Origin of the sequence: Lactobacillus sp. M0393, assembly GCF_016102025.1 — a bacterium.
GTDB lineage: Bacteria > Bacillota > Bacilli > Lactobacillales > Lactobacillaceae > Lactobacillus > Lactobacillus melliventris.
In genome coordinates this window covers 24,055-46,135 of sequence record NZ_JACFPK010000007.1, presented here as the reverse complement: position 1 = coordinate 46,135, position 22,081 = coordinate 24,055, and the positions used below count along the sequence as shown (strand labels likewise).

Genomic DNA, 22,081 nt, shown 5'->3' with positions numbered 1-22,081 from the left:
TTGACTACTTTAACTAAATCATTAATTTAGATTAAAAATTATTTTCTACGTTTTAATCGTTTATACGTTCTTCTTAGTTGCCGCTTACGTTCGCGCTCTTGGCGCTCTCTTTCTTCCTGTTCACGCCGATATTTAATAGGGTTTTGCAGAATGAAAGTTTGAACCACCTGGAACAGGTTGGAAATTACCCAGTAAACTACAATAGCTGACTGGAAATATATACCCATTACACCAACCATAATTGCCATACCGTAAGTCATAATCTTAGTTGACAAGGTTTGTGATTCTTTTGGCGTAGATAATTGACTGATATAAGTTGATATAAAAGTCAAGACCATAGACAAAATTGGCATAATAAGGTATGGGTCCGGCTTACCTAAATCCATCCACATAAAGTGGCCAGTTTGCAGTTGTGGCGTTTGCCAAATCGCACCATACAAAGCATACATAACCGGTAACTGAATAATTAAAGGCAAACAACCAGCATAAGGATTAATTCCTGCCTCTTTATAGAGCTTATTTGTTTCTTGCGAAAGCAAAGTTCGCGATTCTGTATCACTACCAGGATACTTTTTACGTAAAGCGTCTATTTCCGGCTGAATTTTCTGCATCTTGGTAGTACTCTTAATCTGAATAGCACTAAGCGGATACAAAATAAGACGTACTATAATAGTAAAGATAATAATTGCCCAACCATAGTTGTTGCCTACCAGCTTCGACAGCCACAACAAAAACGTGGACATGTAATAAATGACCCAGCGATTCCACCAGCTGCCGCTTGTATGTGAAACAGGTTCTGGCTTGCCGTTTGATGCACATCCTGTTAAGACAACCGCTAATGCAACTACTGTCAGCAGCACAAGTAGACGCTTGACATTCTTTTTAGTTAAAATGTCTTTCACTCTAATCTTCCTCAACTTTATTCGGTATCTCTTCAATTATATTGGCTAAAAAGAGTGCATGCAATAGGTTCTTATGAACATCATCCCATTTAAAATCGCGCGCATATGGTCTAGCAATGACTAAAAAATCAATATGTGGTTTAATTAAAGGTTTATTTTCAGTAAGAACAGCGCGAATATAACGTTTGAGGCGATTACGCACTACAGCGGTGTGTCCGACCTTTTTACCAACAGAAATGCCAACACGAAAATGCTTGTTTTCCGGTTTGTCCATTTGATAAATCACAAAAGCACGATTTGCTACTGAATTGCCTGACTTAAAAACTGTCTGAAAATCATTTTCTGTTTTAACACGATAAGACTTTCTCAAAACGTTTCATTCCACTCTTAAAAATTAAAAAAACCACTGGGATTTCAGTGGTTTAAGCAGATAAGACTTTTCTACCCTTTGCGCGGCGTCTAGCCAAAACCTTACGGCCATTTGATGTACTCATCCGTTTCATAAAGCCGTGAACTCTTGAACGGTGACGCTTTTTAGGTTGGTAAGTTCTTTTAGTTGTCATTAAACTACACCTCCAATTTTTGTATGCAGACTGCACAATTTAATATCTAGGATACCATGATTAAAGTAAAAAACCAAGTAAAAAGAGAAAAAACATCAGGATTAATTACCAATTTAGGAATAATTTGTGACCTGGCTTAAACTGGCCGTAAAAAATTCTTACAGTTTTCTATAACAAATCAGCCTTGGCAATTTCAATTGACGGGTAATGTCCAAGTGCTGGCAAATCGGTATCAGGCGGGCAAGAATAAACCATATAATAATCGCCTTCGGCCTGCTTGGCTGTCAATTCTTTCAACTTTTGTCTGGCGCGTTCAACATTCTGCGTAATATAAACTACACTAACAACGCCCACCTTTTCTGTTGCATGTGCACTGATTTCAACACTGCCTTTTAGTATCACCTTTAAATTGCCGTCGTTTTTTAGCCCCAACTCAACATAATCTTGATAATCCATATTGGTACCTCACAATAAATAAATATTTTTATTTGCTGTTAACCAGCCTATTCAGCACTTGGAGTAGTATCAAATAAAAAGCATACTTATAACGTTACTCCTTCAATTATAATGGCGCTTTCTTTACAGTCAAGTTGGTTTATAGGTCTTGTCTGGAACTTCACAAATTATTTTAAATAATGAGTATTAAATTATTGTATCGATTCTGAGACTATTTTTAAGAGTGCCTTTACGCCGCTGCAATGACACCCTATTAAACAAGTTGGTTTACACAGTACTTCACATTCTTTACTCTTTTTTAATCATTCTATTACTTATTGATGATAAAATTATCTTTGGAGGCAAGCGCTTTCCATAGCGCTTAATACAATTTTGTTATAATAAAGGAGATTTTTATGGTAAGTGGTGTTTTTAAAGGTGCTGCTCAAGGCTTTCACAGCTTATTAACCAGTAATGTTACATTAAAGGACGGTAAAATAATCAAAGTTGCTGTTGACGGTGTTCAGCCATATACGGTTGGTTCCTATGCAATACCAACAATGATTAACAGAATTGAAAAAGCCGGCAATACTGATGTGGATGTTGTTACATCCGCTTCAGTAAGTACCTCGGCAGTTGTTAATGGCGTAAATAAAGCTTTAGAAGTTGCCCAAGGAAAATTAACTGCAGACGATGCCGTTAATCCAAAAGTAAAACCAAGTAAAAAACCTAACTATCCGGTTTATGCCAAAGTAAACAATAACAAGTATATCGAATCTCAAGTGCAATTTGACGATACTTATGACGTGATTGTTGTTGGTTCAGGTATCTCTGGATTATCAGCTGCTATTGAAGCAAAAAAGCATGGTAACAGCGTAGTTATTTTTGAAAAAACAGGTATGGTCGGTGGTACCAGTAATTATTCCGCTGGCGTTATTCAGGGTTCTGGCGATAAATATCAAAAAGAATTTACAAGCTATCAAAATGACAATCCTGAACTACATGCTCAAGAGTTAATTCAAGCCGGTGAAGGCAGAGTAAATCCTCAAATGATAAAAGAATTAGCCGAGGATTCTGCTAATAACATTGAATGGCTGGCAAGTTTAGGAATAAAATGGACCTCTGTTTATGGCCACAGAGTTATTCCTTATGAAAACAAGGATTACTTTGCGCAAAGAATTCACGTTTATGAACATGGTGGCGGTTTAGGTACAGGCTGCGTAATGATTGACGCAGTCAGAAAAGAAGCTGACCGTTTGGGAATAAAGATTTTCTTTGATACTCCTGTAATTAATTTAGTAACCACCAGCTATACTGACAAATCAGTTGTTGGCGTAGTAACTAATTGCAAAGGCAAAACTAGTTATTATCGCGCTAATAAAGGTGTAGTCCTTGCTACTGCTGGTATTGACTATAATGAAAAACTAGCTAAAGAATTTGCGCCGCAACAATATCGTGATATTAAAAATCATGCCTTGACTAATTCTAAATACGATACCGGTGACGGTATTTTGATGGGATTAGCACTTAACGCCGCAACTGAAGGCTTAGGCGGCTCTATGGATGTTGATTTCAAGAGCAACGTAGGTGCAGCAGATAATTTGCCAACACCACCAATGTTTTACGTAAATGGCAACGGTAAACGTTACGTCAATGAAGATACTACTTACGGTTATCTAACCCGTGCCACTTACCAACAAGAATTAATTTGGAATAAGCCGACTTGGCAAATCTTCGATTCATCAACCTTCTCTGCCCCATTTTCACCTTGGAGATCTGCTGCAGACACGGGCAAAGATATTAATTCCGGTCAAATGTTTAAAGCAGATTCAATTGCAGAATTAGCTGCTAAAATCAATGTACCAGCTGAAAACTTAAAGCGGCAACTAGAGACCTGGAATGAAAACGCCGCAAATGGTGCAGATAAAGAGTTTGGTCGTAAAGAAGGCCTGCAAGAATTACATGCGCCATTCTATGCTTATGCTCACAAGGACAGCAATTTTGGTGCAATTGGCGGCTTGAAAGTAACTACTAATTATGAAGTAGTTGATCAAGATGATCAAAAGATTGCTCACCTGTATGCTATCGGCTGCAACTCTGGTGGCTGGAATGCAAATTATTACCCATCATCAGGTACTGCCTTAGCCGAGGGAATGCATTCAGGCCGCAGAGTCGGCAGAGTCCTCTCCGGTTTAGTAGAAGAAGTTAATGTTACGCCTGCAGAAACTGATGTAACAACCGGTTCATCAGAATATTAAAAAACTAATTTTTAGACAAACAAGAAAAGCGTTCTTACTAAATTTTATTTAGTAAGGCGCTTTTTCTGTGCTCAAGTTAAAAACAACTTCTGTTTATAAAATTAAGCCAGTTCGACGCAAAAGAATTATAAGTTATTTATTATTAGTAGCAAGAGATTTTAAAGCAATAAGCGCTGTCATGTATTAGCGCTAATTACTTCTTATTATGTTAAGACAAAAGTAAAATTTCCTACACCGGTTCAAGATTAAGTTTCGTCGTATTTGTTTAAAATTAATATCCTAAAATTATCCACAAGTGCAAATTCACATCATTTTACACAAACTTATCCACAATCTACAACCTGTTTATAAAATTATACACAGCATGTGGATAGCATGATTAATATAACTTGCAATATACTGCTATTTCAGTAAAAGATTTCCACAAGCAATAATGTAAATAAGATAAATATTACTCAAATTTTTTAATCTAAAGTGAATTTTCTTCTAAAAACTATCCACAGCTTGTTAATTCTGAATTCTTTTTGTGCACCTGTGGAAAACATTTTTATTAGATGGTAAAATAAGTTTTGCGTAACGTAAGCGGAGGGAAATATTTTGTTTGACATTAATAAATTTTGGCAGCATTTTAATACAGAAATGCGTGAACATTTTAATGAAGTTGCATATAATGCCTGGTTTAAAAATACCAGACCAGTTTCTTACAATAAAGAAACTCACGAATTAAAAATTGCCGTACAAAATCCTGTAACCAAAGGATATTGGGAAAAGAATTTAGCTTCACAATTAATTCAATCTGCATATGGCTACGCTAATATTGAGGTTATGCCCATCTTTCAAATTGAGGGCGATCAAAGTACTGAGCGCATTGTAACGCCTAAACCAAAAAGTGAGACAATGTCCGTAAATTCACGGCCGCAAATGGAAAATGCCTTTGTTCGTAACCTTAAGCTTAATGAAAAATATACTTTTGATAATTTTGTTCAAGGCGAAGGCAATAAGCTGGCAGCCGGTGCAGCTTTAGCTGTGGCTGACAGTCCCGGTAGTTTTTACAACCCCCTTTTTATTTTTGGCGGTGTAGGTTTAGGTAAAACACACTTGATGCAGGCTATCGGCCATCAAATGTTGGCAGAACGACCTAATGCTAAGGTTGTCTACATTCAAAGTGAAACTTTCGTTAATGATTTTATAAATTCAATCAAAAACAAAACGCAAGATCAATTTCGTGCAAAATATCGAACCTGCGACTTATTACTAGTTGATGATATTCAATTTTTTGCTAAAAAAGAAGGTATTCAAGAGGAGTTCTTCCATACTTTTGAGACTCTTTATAATGACCAAAAACAAATAGTCATGACGAGTGACCGGCTGCCTACCGAAATTCCTGATTTGTCAGAACGACTGGTATCACGATTTACTTGGGGGCTGCAAGTAGAAATTACCCCACCAGACCTGGAAACACGAATCGCAATCTTACGTAAAAAAGCCGAAGCCGAAAATTTAATAATTGATGATAATACACTCGATTATATTGCTTCTCAAGTTGACACTAATATCCGTGAACTTGAAGGGGCTCTGGTGAAAGTACAGGCACACGCAACAATTGAGCACGAAGATATCAATGTCAATCTGGCTCGTGAAGCATTGGCTGATCTCAAATTAGTCCAAAAAAACCAAGGTCTGCAAATTTCTAAAATTCAAGAAGTCGTTGCCAATTATTTCCAAACTTCAACTTATGAATTAAAAGGAAAAAAGCGGGTTAGACAGATTGTCGTTCCAAGACAAATTGCTATGTATTTATCCCGTGAATTAACTGACTCCAGCCTTCCTAAAATCGGACAGGAGTTTGGCGGTAAGGATCACACAACTGTGATGCATGCTTACGAAAAGATTAGTCGGGAAATTAAGACCAATTCCGACATCAAGACCGCTGTTTTTGATTTAAAACAAATGCTTGACCGCTAAAAAGTTATCAACTGTGGATAAATAACGGACTTGTACACATCTTTTTAACCGCAATAATTACGTTATTTTAAGGCTAATGTATCTTTTCAACAGAAATCACAGGACCTACTAATACTACTAATTAAATATATAATTAATATAAAGGAAATAGACAAAATAACAGGAGGCACCAAATGAAATTTACAGTTAACAGGAATCTTTTTTTAGATAATTTAAACAATGTAATGCATGCCATTTCATCCAGAGCAACTATACCGATTCTTAGTGGTATCAAGCTTAATTTAACGGAAACGGAATTACTTCTCACTGGAAGTGATACTGATATTTCAATTGAAATCAAAATACCAGTTAGTGAAGATCTGACCGTTGATTCAACCGGATCAGTCGTTTTACCGGCAAGATTTTTTAGCGAGATTATCAGACGGTTACCGGGAAAAGAATTTTCTTTGGAAGTTAAAGAAAGTTTCCAAACACAAATTATTTCTGAAAACAGTGAGTTCACTATTAATGGTTTAGATGCTAATAACTACCCAAGATTACCGGAAATTCCAGACGAGTCCTCTTTTGTTATTTCGGGAAAAACTTTTCGGGAAATTATCAATGAAACTCAATTTGCGGTTGCAACTCAAGAAAGTCGCTTAGTTCTGACTGGTGTCCACTTCACCTTTAGTCCTGATAAAATTCATGCGGTAGCCACAGATTCACATAGACTGTCCAGTCGTGCGTTGACTTTAGAAAATGGACCACAAACAAAAACAGACTTAATCATTCCGGGAAAGAGTTTGATGGAACTTGCACGTATTATCGGAGAAACTGATCCGGAGATTAAAGTTTGTCCGGGTGAAAATCAGGTACTTTTTGAAATTGGCAACATTCTGTTTTATTCACGTCTACTTGAAGGCAGCTATCCTGATACTGAACGCTTGATACCCACTGACAGCACAACAACTGTAGAATTTGACTTAATGGAGCTTTCAAGTGCACTTGATCGGGCAAGTTTACTGACACATGCAGGACGCAATAACGTAGTTGATTTGACACTGGATACTAAAAAACAAAGTGCCAAATTATCTGGTGAATCAGCAGAAATTGGGAATGTTGAAGAAGATGTTAGTTTTAAGAAACTTGAAGGTGAGAATTTAAAGATTTCCTTTAATCCTGATTATTTGCGTGATGCGTTAAAAGCTTCGGTGACTGATTCCGTTATTATGGATTTCACGCAACCATTGCGGCCGTTTACTGTAAATCCAGATAAAGCCGACATTAATTTTGTTCAGTTAATTACACCGGTGAGAACTTTTTAAGTTATCATTTTTAATAAAAAGAAAAAGTCATCAACTGATGGCTTTTTTTCTGACCAAATTTTTATAATCGAACAAAAAAGCATGCTGGTTTATTTTTAGTGTCATTCACTATGAAATGTTTATTTTAAAAAAATCCGTTTATATGGCTTTATATGGGCTTTTAGTTGTTTTTTGCTTGTGAAACGAATATACTTATTATAGGTAGTTAATGGTGTGAAGGTGGTTATGATCAAAGAATTTAAAGTAACAAGCGAATATATTACTCTGGGTCAGTTTTTAAAAGAAGAAAGTATTATTTCTTCAGGTGGACAGGCTAAATGGTATCTGCGAGAAAACCCAGTTTTACTGAATGGGATCAAAGAAAATCGGCGTGGTAAAAAATTACACCCTGGCGATACGCTAGAAATTGCTGACGAAACTTATGAATTGCGGTAGCTGTGGATGTATCTCAAGCACTTTATTGCACAAAATTACCGCAATTTACAGCAATTTGAAGTTGACTTTGATCCCAATGTCAATATTTTTATAGGTCAGAACGCGCAAGGCAAAACTAATTTACTTGAAGCGATCTATTTTTTGGCCCTAACTCGTTCTCATAGAACCAGTAATGATAAAGAACTAATCGCTTTTGGTAAAGACTATGCCAATGTTTCTGGTCACATTTATAAAAGTCAAATTGATCTATCTTTGCGGGTTTTAATTACCACTAAAGGCAAGAAAGTTTGGGTTAATCGGGTCGAACAAGCGAAATTATCCAAATATGTGGGACAATTAAACGCTATTTTATTTTCTCCGGAAGATTTAGACCTGATTAAAGGGGCACCCAACTTAAGGCGGCGATTCATGGATCAGGAGTTTGGTCAAATTAGTGCCGAATACCTTTATTTTGCAGGCAAGTATAAGCAGGTATTGCAGCAAAAGAATAATTATTTGAAACAATTGGCCAAGGGTGAAGCGCATGACACCATGTTTTTGGAAGTTTTGTCGGATCAACTAGCCGGTGTTGCGGCAGAAGTAATAGTCCGCCGCTTTCAATTTTTAAATTATTTAGATCAATATGCTCAAGATGCTTACGCTCACATCAGTACCAGCGCTGAAAAGCTGGAAGTAACTTATCGGCCATCGGTAAAAGAAATAACTGCAAGAGATAGCGTCGAAGAAGTTTATCATAAAGTGTTAGACAATTTTCAAAAAAATCAAAGAATTGAAATTCTCAAAGGCACGACCTTAAGCGGTCCTCACAGGGATGACATTGAGTTTGAACTTGATGGTAAAAACGCACATTTGTATGGCTCTCAAGGACAGCAGAGGACAATCGCGCTTAGTATTAAACTGGCTGAGATTCAGCTTGTGCACCAGTTAACTGATGAATATCCGTTATTATTACTTGATGATGTCATGAGTGAGCTTGACCATAACCGCCAAAGTGCCTTACTCAATTACATTCACGGTAAAACACAAACATTTATTACGACGACAGATCTTGAGGGTATTTCCTGGGAAATAATTAAGAAGCCGAAAATATACCGCATTAAATCTGGACAAATTTATTTAGAAGAGGGGAAATTGCATGGCAGATAGTAACAATGAAAATCTTAAGCAAATTAAGCAATATGAAAAAGAAGCCGATAAATATAATGCCAGTCAGATTCAGGTCTTAGGCGGACTTGAAGCAGTTCGTAAGCGTCCAGGAATGTATATTGGTTCTACCAGTTCTCAGGGTTTGCACCACTTAGTGTGGGAAATAATTGATAATGGTATCGACGAAAGCTTAGCCGGTTTTGCCAGCAAGATTGAAGTCACAATTAATGAGGATGGCAGTGTAACTGTTCAAGACGATGGGCGTGGTATTCCGGTCGATATTGAAAAAAAGACGGGTAGGCCTGCTCTTGAAACTGTTTTTACTGTCTTACACGCTGGTGGTAAATTTGGTGGTGGTGGCTATAAGGTTTCAGGCGGTTTGCACGGAGTCGGTGCTTCTGTCGTGAATGCTTTATCAACCAAGCTAGATGTCACAACAATGCGCGATGGTAAAAAGTACTTTATCGACTTTAGTCGTGGTCGCGTAGTTGATGAAATGAAAGTAACGGGGACTGTGCCTTTATCTGAGCATGGTACTATCGTCCATTTTTTCCCAGATCCAGATATCTTTACTGAAACCACTTCTTTTGATGACAAGATCCTCAAAAATCGTATCCGTGAACTTGCCTTTTTAAATAAGGGCTTGAAATTAACATTTACTGATAAACGCAAAGACAGCGCGGAAACAGATGTTTATCACTATGAAGGTGGTATTCAGGAATATGTTTCGTTCTTAAACCGCGATACAGAAGTATTGTTTGATGAGCCGATCTATGTAGAAGGTAATGACAACGATATTAACGTTGAAGTATCTTTGCAATATACAAAAGGCTATAAAACAACATTAATGACTTTTGCTAACAATATCCATACCTATGAAGGTGGGATGCACGAAGCAGGGTTCAAGACAGCCTTAACACGGGTAGTTAATGATTATGCTCATAAGACTAAGCTGTTAAAAGATAGTGATGATAATCTTTCCGGAGAAGATATTCGGGAAGGGATGACAGCTGTCGTATCAGTTAAGCACCCTAACCCGCAATTTGAAGGTCAGACTAAGACTAAATTAGGCAACTCTGATGCGCGGACAGCTGTAGATCGTGCTTTTTCTGAAACCTTCAACCGTTTTTTAATGGAAAATCCGCAAGTTGGTCGCAAAATTGTCGAAAAGGCTCAGTTAGCTGAACGTGCTCGGACAGCTGCTAAACGTGCGCGTGAGGTAACTCGTAAAAAATCAGGTCTGGAAATTGCTAACTTGCCGGGTAAATTAGCTGACAACACCAGTAATGACCCCAGCATTTCTGAATTATTCATAGTTGAGGGTAATTCTGCTGGCGGCTCTGCCAAGCAGGGACGCTCAAGGCTGACTCAAGCTATCTTGCCAATTCGTGGTAAAATTCTGAACGTTGAAAAAGCGTCAATGGATCGTATTTTGGCTAACCAAGAAATTCGTTCACTTTTTACGGCTTTGGGAACCGGCTTTGGTGCAGATTTTGATGTTTCTAAGGCTCGCTACCACAAATTAATCATTATGACAGATGCCGATGTCGATGGCGCCCACATTCGGACACTGCTTTTAACCCTCTTTTACAATTACATGCGTCCGATGATTGAAAAAGGCTACGTTTATATTGCACGTCCACCTCTATACCAAGTACGCCAGGGCAAAGTTGTCAGATATTTAGATACCGACGAAGAATTGCATGATTATCTGGGTAGTTTACAACCGAGTCCCAAACCGTTGGTACAACGCTATAAGGGATTGGGCGAAATGGACCCAGAACAATTATGGGATACAACCATGAATCCTGAAAATAGGAGACTCGACCGTGTCAGTCCGGAATATGCTAAAAATGCCGATGAGGTCTTTGAATTACTGATGGGTAATGAAGTAGGTCCGCGGCGTAATTTTATCGAGACTAACGCTAAATACGTTGAAAATTTGGATGCATAGGAGGTTTAAATGGATAACGACAATCAAGGTCAGGATCACAGAATAAGAAACGTTGATTTGACCAGCGTAATGAATAGTTCATTCTTGGATTATGCCATGTCCGTTATCGTCGCGCGGGCTTTACCCGATGTGCGCGATGGCTTGAAGCCGGTTCAGCGCCGGATTCTTTATGGCATGAGTGAACTAGGTGTTACACCAGATAAACCATATAAGAAATCAGCCAGAATCGTGGGGGAAGTTATGGGTAAGTTCCACCCTCACGGTGATTCCTCAATTTATTTAGCGATGGCCCATATGGCACAGGATTTCAGTTATCGCTATATGTTAGTTGACGGTCACGGTAATTTCGGATCTGTTGATGGCGATGAGCCGGCCGCAATGCGTTATACTGAGGCGCGCATGAGCAAAATTGCCGTTGAAATGTTGCGCGATATCAATAAAAATACTGTTGATTGGCAGCGTAATTACGATGATTCTGAAAATGAGCCAGTAGTATTGCCTGCCAGAATACCTAACTTATTAGTTAATGGTACCAGTGGTATTGCCGTTGGTATGACGACCAACATACCGCCTCATAACTTGTCAGAGGTGATTAAGGGTCTGCACATGTTGATGAACAACCCTGATGTCACTACTAAAGAATTGATGAAGGCAATTCCGGGTCCAGATTTTCCTACAGGTGGTACTATCATGGGTCGCAGTGGCATTTATCGGGCCTATGAAACTGGGCGCGGCAATATTGTTGTTCGCGCTAATACTAATATTGAAACCGAAAAAAGCGGTCGTGAAAGAATAGTCGTTACTGAGCTGCCATACTTGGTTAATAAAGCTGAGTTGGTTAAGAAAATTGCAGACCTAGCGCGAGCTAAGACTATTGATGGTATTACCGGTGTGCGTGATGAATCCGATCAAACAGGGATGAGAGTCACAATTGATATTCGCCGTGATGCTAGTGCCAGTGTTGTGTTAAATAATTTATTTAAATTGACGCAGATGCAGGCCAACTTTGGTATGAATATGGTGGCAATTGTTGATGGCGCACCGCATTTTCTCAGTCTCAAGCAGATGCTGCAATATTACTTGGAACACCAAGAAGATGTTGTTACCCGGAGAACTAAATTTGAATTAGCCAAAGCCGAAGCTAGAGCACACATTCTCGAAGGTCTGCAAATCGCCCTTGACCACATTGATGAGATTGTCCATATCATTCGTCAGAGTCAGTCAAGTGATATTGCTAAGGCTGCTTTAATCAGTCGTTTTGGTCTTGATGATAAGCAATCACAAGCGATCTTAGACATGCGGCTGGTACGGTTAACCGGTCTTGAGCGTGACAAAGTTGAAGCCGAATATAAAGAGTTACAAGCCAAGATTGCTGATTATAAAGACATTTTGGCAAAACCAGAGCGCATTAATGAAATAATCTATAATGAGCTGCTGGATATTCAAAAACGTTTTGGCGATGCTCGCCGAACTAAGATTGGCGCTAGCGAAGTTGTCTCAATTGAAGATGAAGATTTAATTGAAAAGCAAGACGTTTTACTGACATTAACTCACAGCGGCTACATTAAGAGGATGCCTATTACCGAATTTAAGACTCAAAATCGTGGTGGTAAAGGTATCAAAGGCATGGGCGTTAAAGAAGGCGACTTTATTGCCAACCTGATTTATTCAAGTACTCATGATATGTTGCTGTTCTTTACCAACAAGGGCAAGGTTTATTCAAAGAAAGCCTATGAAATTCCAGAATTTGGTCGTACTGCTAAGGGTCTCCCAATAGTCAACTTACTGCAACTGGAAAAAGGCGAGAAGATTCAGACTATCGTTAATATTCCTGAAGATGCGGATGACCAGTACTTATTCTTCATTACGAAAATGGGGACCGTTAAACGTACTCATGTCAGTGAATTTGGCAATATCCGCAACAGTGGCTTAATCGCATTAACCCTGCGCGATGGTGATGAGCTGAATAATGTCTTGGCTACAGACGGCAAGCAAGATATCCTGATCGGTACCCACTTAGGTTATGCCGTGCGCTTTAATGAGCAAACTGTTCGGTCAATGGGACGGACAGCTGCCGGTGTTCGGGGAATTAATTTACGTGAAAATGACTATGTTGTTGGTTCTGGTGTCGTTAAAAATAATGATGAAGTCTTAGTGATTTCCGAAAAGGGCTACGGTAAGAGAACAGCAGCTGCTGAATATCCGACAAAGGGCCGCGGCGGTAAAGGGATTAAAACCGCAAACATTACCAAGAAAAATGGTCCACTTTCAGGCGTGACTGTGATCGATGGCAGTCAGGATATCATGGTTATCACAGATGATGGTATCATGATCCGCTTTAAGACAAAGGATGTTTCTCAAACTGGGCGCAGCACTCTCGGTGTGCGCTTGATCAAGATTAATGACAACAATAAAGTTGCCAGTCTGGCAATTGTTCCGGCTGAAGAGGACCAGGAAGTAGCTGCTTCTACAGAAAATGCAGAAGAGCAAGACTAATTAAGAAACAAAAATATTTAAAAATTATCAGATTATTTTACGTATATATTAAGTAAGGAATGAAAATTTCTTATTGGATCACGTAAAGATAGTTTGGTAATTTTTTGTTTATGTGCTAGAATTAGAGATTGCGAGTAATAAACTTCATTACTCCTTGTTCTTGATTTTTAGCAAGAACCATTTAGTCCAGAAGGAGGTGCACTAGTATGACAACTACTAAGTATGAAATAACTTATATTATCAAGCCTGATATTGATGAAGAATCAAAGAAAGCATTGGTTGAAAGCTATGATAAGGTTATTACCGATAACGGTGGTACGATGGTTGAGTCAAAAGACTGGGAAAAGCGTCATTTCGCATATGAAATTAATAAATATCGTGAGGGTTTATATCACGTTATGACTTTCACTGCTGATAACGCTGATGCAGTTAACGAATTTGACCGTTTGTCCAAGATTGATACTGCCGTTCTACGTTCAATGACCGTCAAAGTTGGATAATTAAGAACAAAAACATTATCGTTTTCGTGATTTAGGAAAGGGAGGACCTAAAGTATGATTAATCGAGTTGTACTTGTTGGCCGTTTAACACGTGATCCTGAATTACGTACTACTGGGAGTGGAATCTCGGTTGCTACGTTTACTCTTGCTGTAGATCGTCAATATACAAACGCTCAAGGCGAGAGAGGTGCAGATTTTATCAGTTGTGTTATTTGGCGCAAATCTGCAGAAAATTTCTGTAATTTTACGTCTAAAGGCTCACTTGTTGGTATAGATGGCCGAATTCAAACCAGAAGTTACGATAATAAAGACGGGCAAAGAGTATATGTAACAGAAGTTGTCGTTGACAACTTTGCATTGCTTGAATCACGTAAAGATCGTGAAGCCCGTGGTCAAAATGGTGGTTACACACCAAATAACAATGGCAATTTTGGTAATCAGAATACCAATAATACTCCTAATATGGGGGCTTCAAATCAGAATAACACTGCTAATAATGGTCCGGATAATACTCAAGATCCATTTGCAGGTTCAGGCGATACCATTGATATTTCTGATGATGATTTACCATTCTAAATTAACAGAAAGGACCTAGGATATGGCTCAACAAAGAAGAAGCGGCGGCGCTCATCGTCGTCGTAAGGTTGACTACATTGCTGCCAACCACATTGATTACGTTGACTATAAGGACGTTGATTTGTTGAAACGTTTTATCTCTGAGAGAGGTAAAATCTTACCACGTCGTGTCACTGGCACCAGCGCTAAGAATCAACGTAAGGTAGCTAAGGCAATTGAAAGAGCTCGCATTATGGGCTTGTTGCCATTTGTTACTGAAGACTAATAAATAAAAACTCTGCTAATGCTTGAAAAGCACTGAGCAGAATTATTGATAAGAACCTTGAAATTACGATAATTTTGAGGTTTTTTATTATGCATAAATTATCTAAGCAAGAATAAAAGTGACTGGTTAAATTTTGACAGTTAAAGAGAGTAAAAAGAACCAAAAAAGTAATGATAGTTCAAACCTGAACCTTGTGGAGTTTCTTATCTAGTGAATACAATGTATAATAATAATGATGTATTATACATTATTTTAGGAAGGACCTTACATGAAAGATTTTTTACGTAAGCTTGAATTTCCTGCTTTTATTAAAGATTCTAGGCTGACGGCTTCAGTCATTATTATCTTAGCGCTATCGCTTTTGGGCAGCATCGTTGCGATGATCATGAACCCATTATTTGGCTTGGCTATGGTCTTGATCTTTATTTTAACTGTGGCATGCGTCGGTTATGGTGCATATATCTTAGCTGGTAATGCAAACAATTTTGCTGTTAGTTTATCTTATCGGATTAAGCGTAGCGAGCAAGAAGCAATGATTAAGATGCCCCTGGGCATTTTACTTTACGATAAGGATCATCAAATTCAATGGGCCAATCCGTACCTGCAGCTTTATTTAAAAAATGAAGACCTGATTGGACATACAATTGCGTCCGTTGATCCTGAACTGGATAAGTTAATTAATGAATCCTTAAAGGCTAAAACTGCTGAAAACCATGTAGTTAATTGGGATGGTCATCAATTTGAGATGGTTATCCAAGACAACCTGGGCGTGGTTTATTTACTGGATATTACGCGTTACGCCAAAATAGAAAAACGATATAAAAACGAATTATTAGCTATTGGGCAGATTTTTATTGATAATTACGATGAGTTGAGTGAAACCATGCATGACCAGGAATTGACTGCTACTAGTGCATATGTCCAGAATACTCTGAGTGATTATGCTAAAAACTTTAACGCTTACCTTAAACGCATTGATGAAGATCACTTTTTATTATTACTCCATATGCAAGATTTAGCTAAAATGGAAAAAGATAAGTTTTCTGTTTTGGATAAAATGCGTTTAGAAACAAGTCGTAACAATACACCGTTAACTTTGTCAATTGGAATTGCTTTTGGCAGCAGCTTAATTACTGAATTAGCTGACCAAGCGCAGTCTAACCTTGACTTGGCGTTAGGCAGAGGCGGGGACCAAGTTGTTCTTAGTCAACCCGGTAAAGCAGCTCGTTTCTATGGTGGTAAATCGAATCCGATGGAAAAGAGAACCAGAGTTAGAGCAAGGATGGTTTCACAGGCGATTAGTGAGCTGTTCAAAGAAGCAGACCGCGTTTTTGTAGTTGGTCATGCCAGCCCTGACATGGATTCGGTCGGTAGCGGTATTGGCGTTGTTAAAATTGCCCGTTTGCATCATGTAAAGGCAAATTTTGTCTTAGATGTCAATAAGACCAATTATGATGTCAGCCGCTTAGTTGCTAAAATGGAAAAAGTAAAGGGAGATAATGATATTTTTATCGCACCTGGGGATGCGTTAGAAGCATTGACTGACAAGTCTATGTTGGTTATGGTTGACCATTCAAAATATTCTATTACTTATTCCAAAGAATTATATGAGCAATTAAGAAATAGAATTATTGTCATCGATCATCACCGTCGTGGTGAAGAATTCCCTGAGAATCCAATGCTGACATACGTTGAACCTTATGCCTCATCTGCCTGTGAGTTGGTGACTGAAATGGTAGAGTACCAACAGCCAAGTTCAGGTAAGCGGGTTTTAACCGACCTTGACGCTACAGCGATGCTAGCGGGAATTACAGTTGATTCCAAAGAATTTTCGCTGCGTACCGGCACTCGGACATTTGATGCCGCCAGTTACTTGCGGTCAATTGGTGCAAGTACAATGGGTGTCAGCGAGTTGCTAAAAGAAGATATTGCTAGTTTCTTGCAGCGCACCCGGCTGGTCAGCAGCTTGAAGATGATCAGACCCAAAATGGCGGTCTTATGTGGACCCGATGATAAGGAAATTGACCCTATTATTACTGCCCAAGCTGCAGATACGGCGCTTGATTTAGAAAATGTCGAAGCCAGTTTTGCAATTACCAGACGGAATAAGGATACAATTGGTATATCTGCTCGTTCAATGGGTGATATCAACGTTCAGCTTATTATGGAAAAACTTGGCGGCGGCGGACATTTGTCTAATGCGGCTACCCAAATTAAAGGGATATCTGTTAAGGAGGCACTTGCTAAATTGATGGATGCAGTGGATACTTATGAACAAGAAAATGAATAAAAGGAGAGCACAATGAAAGTTATTTTTACTAAAGATGTTAAAGGCCGTGGCAAACGCGGTGATGTTAAAAACGTTCCTGATGGTTATGCCCAAAACTTTTTATTTAAAAGAGGTCTAGCCAAAGCTGCAACTAAAGCAAATATGCATACTTTGGCAAGAGTGGCTGCTAACGAAAAGGCGGCATATGAAACTGAAAAGGCTGAAGCGGAAAAGATTAAGTCTGAACTGGAAAAGGATGAAACAGTAGTTAACTTCAAGTCTAAAGCCGGTTCAGATTCTAGACTGTTTGGTTCAATTTCTGGTAAAAAGATCGTTGAAGGCTTAGAAAAACAGTTTGGTATTAAGATAGATAAGCGCAAATTAAACCTGCCTGAACCAATTAAATCCTTAGGATACACAAATGTGCCGGTTAAGTTATTTAAGGGCGTAGAAGGTAAAATTCGCGTTCATGTTACCGAACAGGATTAAACTGTAGTTGAATTCTGAAAAAAGTGGGCGTAAGTAATGGATAATATTGTCTCACAGCAGATACCGCATGATGATGAAGCGGAAAAAGCCGTTCTAGGTGCAATTTTTATTGATCCTGCTGCCATAGCTGATGCCAGCGCAGAGGTTCAGCCAGAAGATTTTTATAAAAGAGCAAATCAGTTGGTTTTCCAGGCTATGCTTGATTTATCTGACCGTGAGGATGCAATTGATCCGTTAACGCTGCAGGATGAACTGACTAAGAAAAATCAGCTTGATGATATTGGTGGTATAGCTTATGTTTCTGAACTGGCTATGGCCACGCCGACGGCTGCTCACGTTACTTATTATGCTAAAATTGTTCACCGTAAAGCTTTATTGCGGCGGCTGATTTCTGCCAGTCAAAAAATTATTACGAATGCAATGCAGGATTCCGATGATGTCACCGACATTTTAGATAATGCCGAAAGTGAGATCATGAATGTTTCGTCGGAAAATAATGCCAATGGTTTTCGTAATATCAAGGATATCGTTAACTCCACTATTGATGAGATTAACAATATTCCTGAAGATGGTAATATGGTTACGGGTCTACCAACCGGATTTGTGGAACTCGATAAGATGACCACCGGTTTTCATGATGATGAACTAATAATTGTGGCAGCACGTCCCGGAGTAGGAAAGACTTCCTTTGCACTTAATGTTGCCCAGTATGTCGGCTTGCATACTGATAAAACTGTCGCAATGTTTTCCTTGGAAATGAGTGGGGAGCAGTTAGTGCAGAGAATGCTGGCTTCTGAAGGCTTAATCAATTCGCAACACTTGCGTACTGGTCAACTGGATGAAGACGAGTGGCCTAAATTAGTCACTGCATCCGGATCCTTGGCAACAGCCAATATTTATATCGATGACACACCGGGAATTAAGATGAGTCAGATTAGGGCACAGTCTCGCCGTTTGGCTAAAGAGAAAGGCAATTTAGGCCTAATTGTAATTGATTACCTGCAGTTAATTGAAGGTCCGCACAGTGAATCACGCCAGCAGGAGGTTTCAGCTATTTCACGGCAATTGAAGAAATTAGCCAAGGAGCTTCATGTACCTGTTATTGCTTTGTCGCAATTGTCGCGGTCAGTTGAGCAAAGGCAGGACAAGAGACCTGTCTTATCTGATATTCGTGAATCCGGCTCAATTGAGCAAGATGCCGACATTGTCTCTTTTCTTTACCGTGATGATTATTATCGCGATGAAGAAGAAGGCGAGGAAAATAAGGAAGTATCGGCTGAAGATGATAATGGCGAAGTTGAGGTTATTATTGAAAAGAACCGTTCAGGTAGCAGGGGAACAGTAAAATTAATGTTTTCTAAACCTTATAATCGCTTTTCTAATCTCGATTATAGTCATGATCAGCCTAACGAATAAGAAAGAATAAAAGCCATGGTGATTTATAGTAAAAAGCTATGGCTTTTTGCTTTTCTACATCTTTTAACAAAAAATAGGGCGTTTTTAATGACAATAATTATACAAAATTGTACTATTAAGGTGTGAATAGAAATTTTTCGCTAATTTTTTGGGAAAGGATCGATTAAGATGGCTGATAAAGGTTTTAAAGATAAAGTAGCTGGCAAAGCTAAAGAAGTCAAAGGCAAAGTTCAACAAGCTGCTGGCGACGTTAAAGATAAGGCACAAGAAGCTACTGAAAATGTCAAAGACAAAGTCGATGACGTTAAGGATAAAATGAAGAATTAATTTTTTAATTAATAAATAAAAAGGAGATTGAGAAGACCAACGGTTTGCTCAATCTCTTTTTTGGGTTACACATGAAACAATTTATCGCAATTTACGGCGAATACTCTCTGGTAATTTTAGATTCGGCCGATCAGGATCATAAAATTCATAGAACACTGGATCCTTATTAGAATCATTACTTTTAGGATAAAGGTCGTAGTTGCTGGCCATTAAGGGTAAAGTCATATTCTTTTTGTAGGAATTCCAGATATTGCTTAACACTTGAGTTAACAGCTTTCGTTCCTGAGGTTCAAGGGATAAAAAGGCGCGACCAAAGCGGTAGGTTCCTACTATTTTATTACTAGTTAGTTGGTTTAATTCATCAATGTCATAATTCTCAAAAGCCTCGAAAAGATCAGAAAAGGCATCGTTTCTTTCTTGATCGGGAATCGAATTATTGAAATTAATTAGAGCATGTCTGATCACGCGGCTACTGGAAGAAAGACCATCGGCTAGAGTAAAACTGTCGCGACCTACTGACCAGCGGCGAGGGTCATGCTGGTTGCGCATTGGTACGGTACTTTTGACAACCAGAGTTTGTTCCGGATGGTCAAGCATTGCACCAAAGATTGAATTCTGGGGAATGTAGGTTTTCATTTTAGACATAGAAGAAGTGAAACCAGGACTCGTGTATACCTTATGGAAAAAGCCCGGTCCGTCAAAACTAATCGCCTTGATTATCCGCTTTTGAATTTCAGGCTCAACTGCACATAAAGCAAACTGAGCAAAGTTCCCTCCTTTTGAATGGCCTAAAAGGTAAATTTGTTGATCACTAAATTTATGTGCTATTTCTGTTAAATATTTAGCTGCCACTTCCTGACCATAAATCTCAGGCAGGTAATTCATACCCATATCTTCATTTAAGCCAATCATAGTGCCGTCAGTTCCGCGAAAGACGACAGCAATGGTTTTTGTGTCAATAAGAAAGGTGGCAGCAGTAAATTGTAACGGGTGAGGTTCTTTTTCCAGTCTGTCTGTCCAATCTAGAATCTTGATGTTGCCGATTCTAGGACTTTCCGGTAACAACATAACTTCAGTTGCAGTCTCGGCATACATTTGATGTTGAAAAGAAGACAAGTTCCGCAATTTTTCCGCTACTTCTCCTAGAGTATGGTTGGTAGCAGAACTATCGGCCGGCAAATAGGCAATAGATGACAGCAGTGAAGCATCAACACTATTAAATGGCTTTTCTTTAAAGCTTAAGTCGCCGCGCCAGCGTAAATAATCCAAGGGTCCGGCCATATAAATTCTCCTTTCGTAATAAAAGTTGATATTAATATTGTAGTAAGTTTGTGCAATTTAGATAAAAATAATGCAAAAAAAACAATAGAATTAACTATTGCTTAAAAAATATAACTTTATTTATCTATACTAGCAATACTGATCCGCTTGATGTCAGGATATTTGCGCAGAGCCATGATAATATCATTTTCATTAATATTATTATTGATGATGCCGTCTACAAAAAAGATAATTCTTTCATCACTGACAAAAAGAATCTTGACAGAAACATTTTCAACATGATTTGTTTGCAGTTCCTGTTCGATGATATGCAAGATATTAGGTTTATTTACAGCTTCTATTTGAATATTAAACCTGATATGCATGATGATTTTGTCAATGATAGTATCATCGTGAAACATCATCTGAATGACGAAAAGGAAGGCAGTAGCTAAAATTCCGATAAAATAAAGGCCAGAACCAATTGCCATTCCGATGGCTGCCGTAGCCCAGATACCCGCAGCTGTGGTTAAGCCGGAGATCTGTTGCTTTTTGATTAAAATTGTGCCGGCACCGATAAATGAAATACCTGAAACTATCTGCGCAGCAATTCTGGAAGGGTCCAGAGCAACATCAGACATTTTTAGTAAATCGCCAAAGCCATATTTTGAAACTATCATAAATAGCGCAGACGAGAAGGCAACTACAATATGTGTCCGCACTCCAGCACTTTTTCTTTGAATTGCGCGTTCATAACCGATCAGTGCGCCACACAAGGAGGCAACTAAAATTCGTAGTACCCAGGGGAATTCGGCGCTAATCGAGGCTAAATTTGCCATTACATCCACTCCATTCTGAATCTATCTTTATATTATACTCTTAAAAAGTTTACCAAAGCTTAGTTATAACAAAAACTGAGAAAAAGTCAAAAAATGCTTGCGTAAACTAGTAGAATATGTTTTAATTAATATCGTTGTCGAGATATGACAATGCTGACTTAGCTCAGTTGGCAGAGCACGTCATTAGTAATGATGAGGTCGGAGGTTCGAATCCTCTAGTCAGCATTCAGAAGGATAAAATTAGTAAAATGACCTTGATATATCAATGTTTTCTGTTGGTAAGTTAAGGTTATTTTTTGTTTATTAAAGATAATTATGCACACAATACGGAACAAGTTTTTAGCTGTGTTCCGCGCAAAAACTTTTAGGTAGGCTTTTAGGTTGACATAGCAGGCTTTTTGCCCGCTTTTTTGTGCACTAAGTTTAATCAAAATTATAAAAATGTTATTGAAATATTAAATTATGATAGTATAATTAAATAGTAAATTTTAAAGAACTAATAATTCTTAAGATTTTAAAATATTTGTTTATGAGTTAAAACTAGAAGATCATAGGTAAAGATAGGATCTGCTTTGTTAGATTTAAAGGTTGAAGAAAGTTAAGCTATTTCATAGATTAAAAAGGCTATGTCAAAAATTATTAGCATATGTACTCGGTCATGTTTTAGTCCATTGTAACATAC

General features: G+C 38.3%; 20 protein-coding genes and 1 tRNA gene. 15 read left to right on the top strand and 6 right to left on the bottom strand.

Annotation, left to right across the window (positions count from 1 at the left end):
- Positions 1–38 precede the first annotated feature (38 nt).
- The 4 genes from H3R29_RS07070 to H3R29_RS07055 all read right to left on the bottom strand — a co-directional run bounded on the left by H3R29_RS07070 (position 39) and on the right by H3R29_RS07055 (position 1,921).
- Positions 39–902: a membrane protein insertase YidC gene (locus H3R29_RS07070; protein ID WP_198202899.1), complete on the bottom strand. Its 864-nt coding sequence runs from the start codon at positions 900–902 to the stop codon at positions 39–41.
- Between the two features lies 1 nt (position 903).
- Positions 904–1,272, bottom strand: coding sequence for a ribonuclease P protein component (gene rnpA / locus H3R29_RS07065; protein ID WP_046325754.1), 369 nt, complete (start codon positions 1,270–1,272; stop codon positions 904–906).
- A gap of 52 nt (positions 1,273–1,324) precedes the next feature.
- Positions 1,325–1,465 carry a 50S ribosomal protein L34 gene (gene rpmH, locus H3R29_RS07060; RefSeq protein WP_003549412.1) on the bottom strand — a complete coding sequence of 47 codons (141 nt, stop codon included), beginning with the start codon at positions 1,463–1,465 and terminating at the stop codon, positions 1,325–1,327.
- Positions 1,466–1,633: 168 nt separating this feature from the next.
- Positions 1,634–1,921 (bottom strand): hypothetical protein, encoded by a 288-nt coding sequence (locus H3R29_RS07055; protein WP_198202898.1) that lies wholly within the window; start codon positions 1,919–1,921, stop codon positions 1,634–1,636.
- Positions 1,922–2,316: 395 nt separating this feature from the next.
- Here H3R29_RS07055 and H3R29_RS07050 point away from each other — a divergent pair, with 395 nt between their 5' ends.
- The 14 genes from H3R29_RS07050 to H3R29_RS06985 all read left to right on the top strand — a co-directional run bounded on the left by H3R29_RS07050 (position 2,317) and on the right by H3R29_RS06985 (position 19,300).
- On the top strand, positions 2,317–4,158 hold the full coding sequence (locus H3R29_RS07050; protein WP_198202897.1) for an FAD-dependent oxidoreductase: 1,842 nt from the start codon (positions 2,317–2,319) through the stop codon (positions 4,156–4,158).
- A gap of 597 nt (positions 4,159–4,755) precedes the next feature.
- Positions 4,756–6,123 carry a chromosomal replication initiator protein DnaA gene (dnaA, locus tag H3R29_RS07045; RefSeq protein WP_198202896.1) on the top strand — a complete coding sequence of 456 codons (1,368 nt, stop codon included), beginning with the start codon at positions 4,756–4,758 and terminating at the stop codon, positions 6,121–6,123.
- Positions 6,124–6,296: 173 nt separating this feature from the next.
- Complete coding sequence (gene dnaN, locus H3R29_RS07040; protein WP_198202895.1) at positions 6,297–7,427, top strand: DNA polymerase III subunit beta; 1,131 nt, start codon at positions 6,297–6,299, stop codon at positions 7,425–7,427.
- Between the two features lie 225 nt (positions 7,428–7,652).
- Positions 7,653–7,862 carry a S4 domain-containing protein YaaA gene (yaaA, locus tag H3R29_RS07035; protein ID WP_198202894.1) on the top strand — a complete coding sequence of 70 codons (210 nt, stop codon included), beginning with the start codon at positions 7,653–7,655 and terminating at the stop codon, positions 7,860–7,862.
- 6 nt (positions 7,863–7,868) lie between these two features.
- Entirely contained in the window at positions 7,869–9,008 is a 1,140-nt protein-coding gene (recF, locus tag H3R29_RS07030; RefSeq protein ID WP_110445321.1) for a DNA replication/repair protein RecF, read from the top strand.
- Positions 8,998–10,962 (top strand): DNA topoisomerase (ATP-hydrolyzing) subunit B, encoded by a 1,965-nt coding sequence (gene gyrB / locus H3R29_RS07025; protein WP_198202893.1) that lies wholly within the window; start codon positions 8,998–9,000, stop codon positions 10,960–10,962. The genes recF and gyrB overlap by 11 nt, the downstream gene beginning before the upstream one ends.
- A 9-nt stretch (positions 10,963–10,971) precedes the next feature.
- The gene (gyrA, locus tag H3R29_RS07020; RefSeq protein ID WP_198202892.1) at positions 10,972–13,458 is read left to right on the top strand and encodes a DNA gyrase subunit A; all 2,487 of its coding nucleotides are present in this window, start codon (positions 10,972–10,974) and stop codon (positions 13,456–13,458) included.
- A 206-nt stretch (positions 13,459–13,664) separates the two neighbouring features.
- Entirely contained in the window at positions 13,665–13,958 is a 294-nt protein-coding gene (gene rpsF, locus H3R29_RS07015; RefSeq protein ID WP_046323979.1) for a 30S ribosomal protein S6, read from the top strand.
- Positions 13,959–14,012: 54 nt separating this feature from the next.
- On the top strand, positions 14,013–14,534 hold the full coding sequence (ssb, locus tag H3R29_RS07010) for a single-stranded DNA-binding protein (protein ID WP_046323980.1): 522 nt from the start codon (positions 14,013–14,015) through the stop codon (positions 14,532–14,534).
- A 22-nt stretch (positions 14,535–14,556) separates the two neighbouring features.
- Complete coding sequence (gene rpsR, locus H3R29_RS07005; protein WP_034978630.1) at positions 14,557–14,799, top strand: 30S ribosomal protein S18; 243 nt, start codon at positions 14,557–14,559, stop codon at positions 14,797–14,799.
- 268 nt (positions 14,800–15,067) lie between these two features.
- On the top strand, positions 15,068–17,089 hold the full coding sequence (locus H3R29_RS07000; protein ID WP_174794576.1) for a DHH family phosphoesterase: 2,022 nt from the start codon (positions 15,068–15,070) through the stop codon (positions 17,087–17,089).
- A 12-nt stretch (positions 17,090–17,101) separates the two neighbouring features.
- The gene (gene rplI / locus H3R29_RS06995; protein WP_046323982.1) at positions 17,102–17,557 is read left to right on the top strand and encodes a 50S ribosomal protein L9; all 456 of its coding nucleotides are present in this window, start codon (positions 17,102–17,104) and stop codon (positions 17,555–17,557) included.
- Positions 17,558–17,593: 36 nt separating this feature from the next.
- Positions 17,594–18,973, top strand: coding sequence for a replicative DNA helicase (dnaB, locus tag H3R29_RS06990; RefSeq protein WP_046323983.1), 1,380 nt, complete (start codon positions 17,594–17,596; stop codon positions 18,971–18,973).
- 168 nt (positions 18,974–19,141) lie between these two features.
- On the top strand, positions 19,142–19,300 hold the full coding sequence (locus tag H3R29_RS06985; RefSeq protein ID WP_110445323.1) for a CsbD family protein: 159 nt from the start codon (positions 19,142–19,144) through the stop codon (positions 19,298–19,300).
- An 81-nt stretch (positions 19,301–19,381) separates the two neighbouring features.
- On the opposite strand, the gene H3R29_RS06980 is transcribed toward H3R29_RS06985, so the two are convergent.
- Together H3R29_RS06980 and H3R29_RS06975 are read right to left on the bottom strand one after the other, a co-directional pair.
- The gene (locus H3R29_RS06980; protein ID WP_198202891.1) at positions 19,382–20,581 is read right to left on the bottom strand and encodes a DUF2974 domain-containing protein; all 1,200 of its coding nucleotides are present in this window, start codon (positions 20,579–20,581) and stop codon (positions 19,382–19,384) included.
- A gap of 116 nt (positions 20,582–20,697) precedes the next feature.
- Positions 20,698–21,399 carry an MgtC/SapB family protein gene (locus H3R29_RS06975; protein ID WP_046323985.1) on the bottom strand — a complete coding sequence of 234 codons (702 nt, stop codon included), beginning with the start codon at positions 21,397–21,399 and terminating at the stop codon, positions 20,698–20,700.
- A gap of 152 nt (positions 21,400–21,551) precedes the next feature.
- Between H3R29_RS06975 and H3R29_RS06970 the strand changes: the two genes are divergently transcribed.
- A tRNA-Thr gene (locus tag H3R29_RS06970) sits at positions 21,552–21,624 on the top strand.
- The last annotated feature ends 457 nt before the right edge of the window (positions 21,625–22,081 follow it).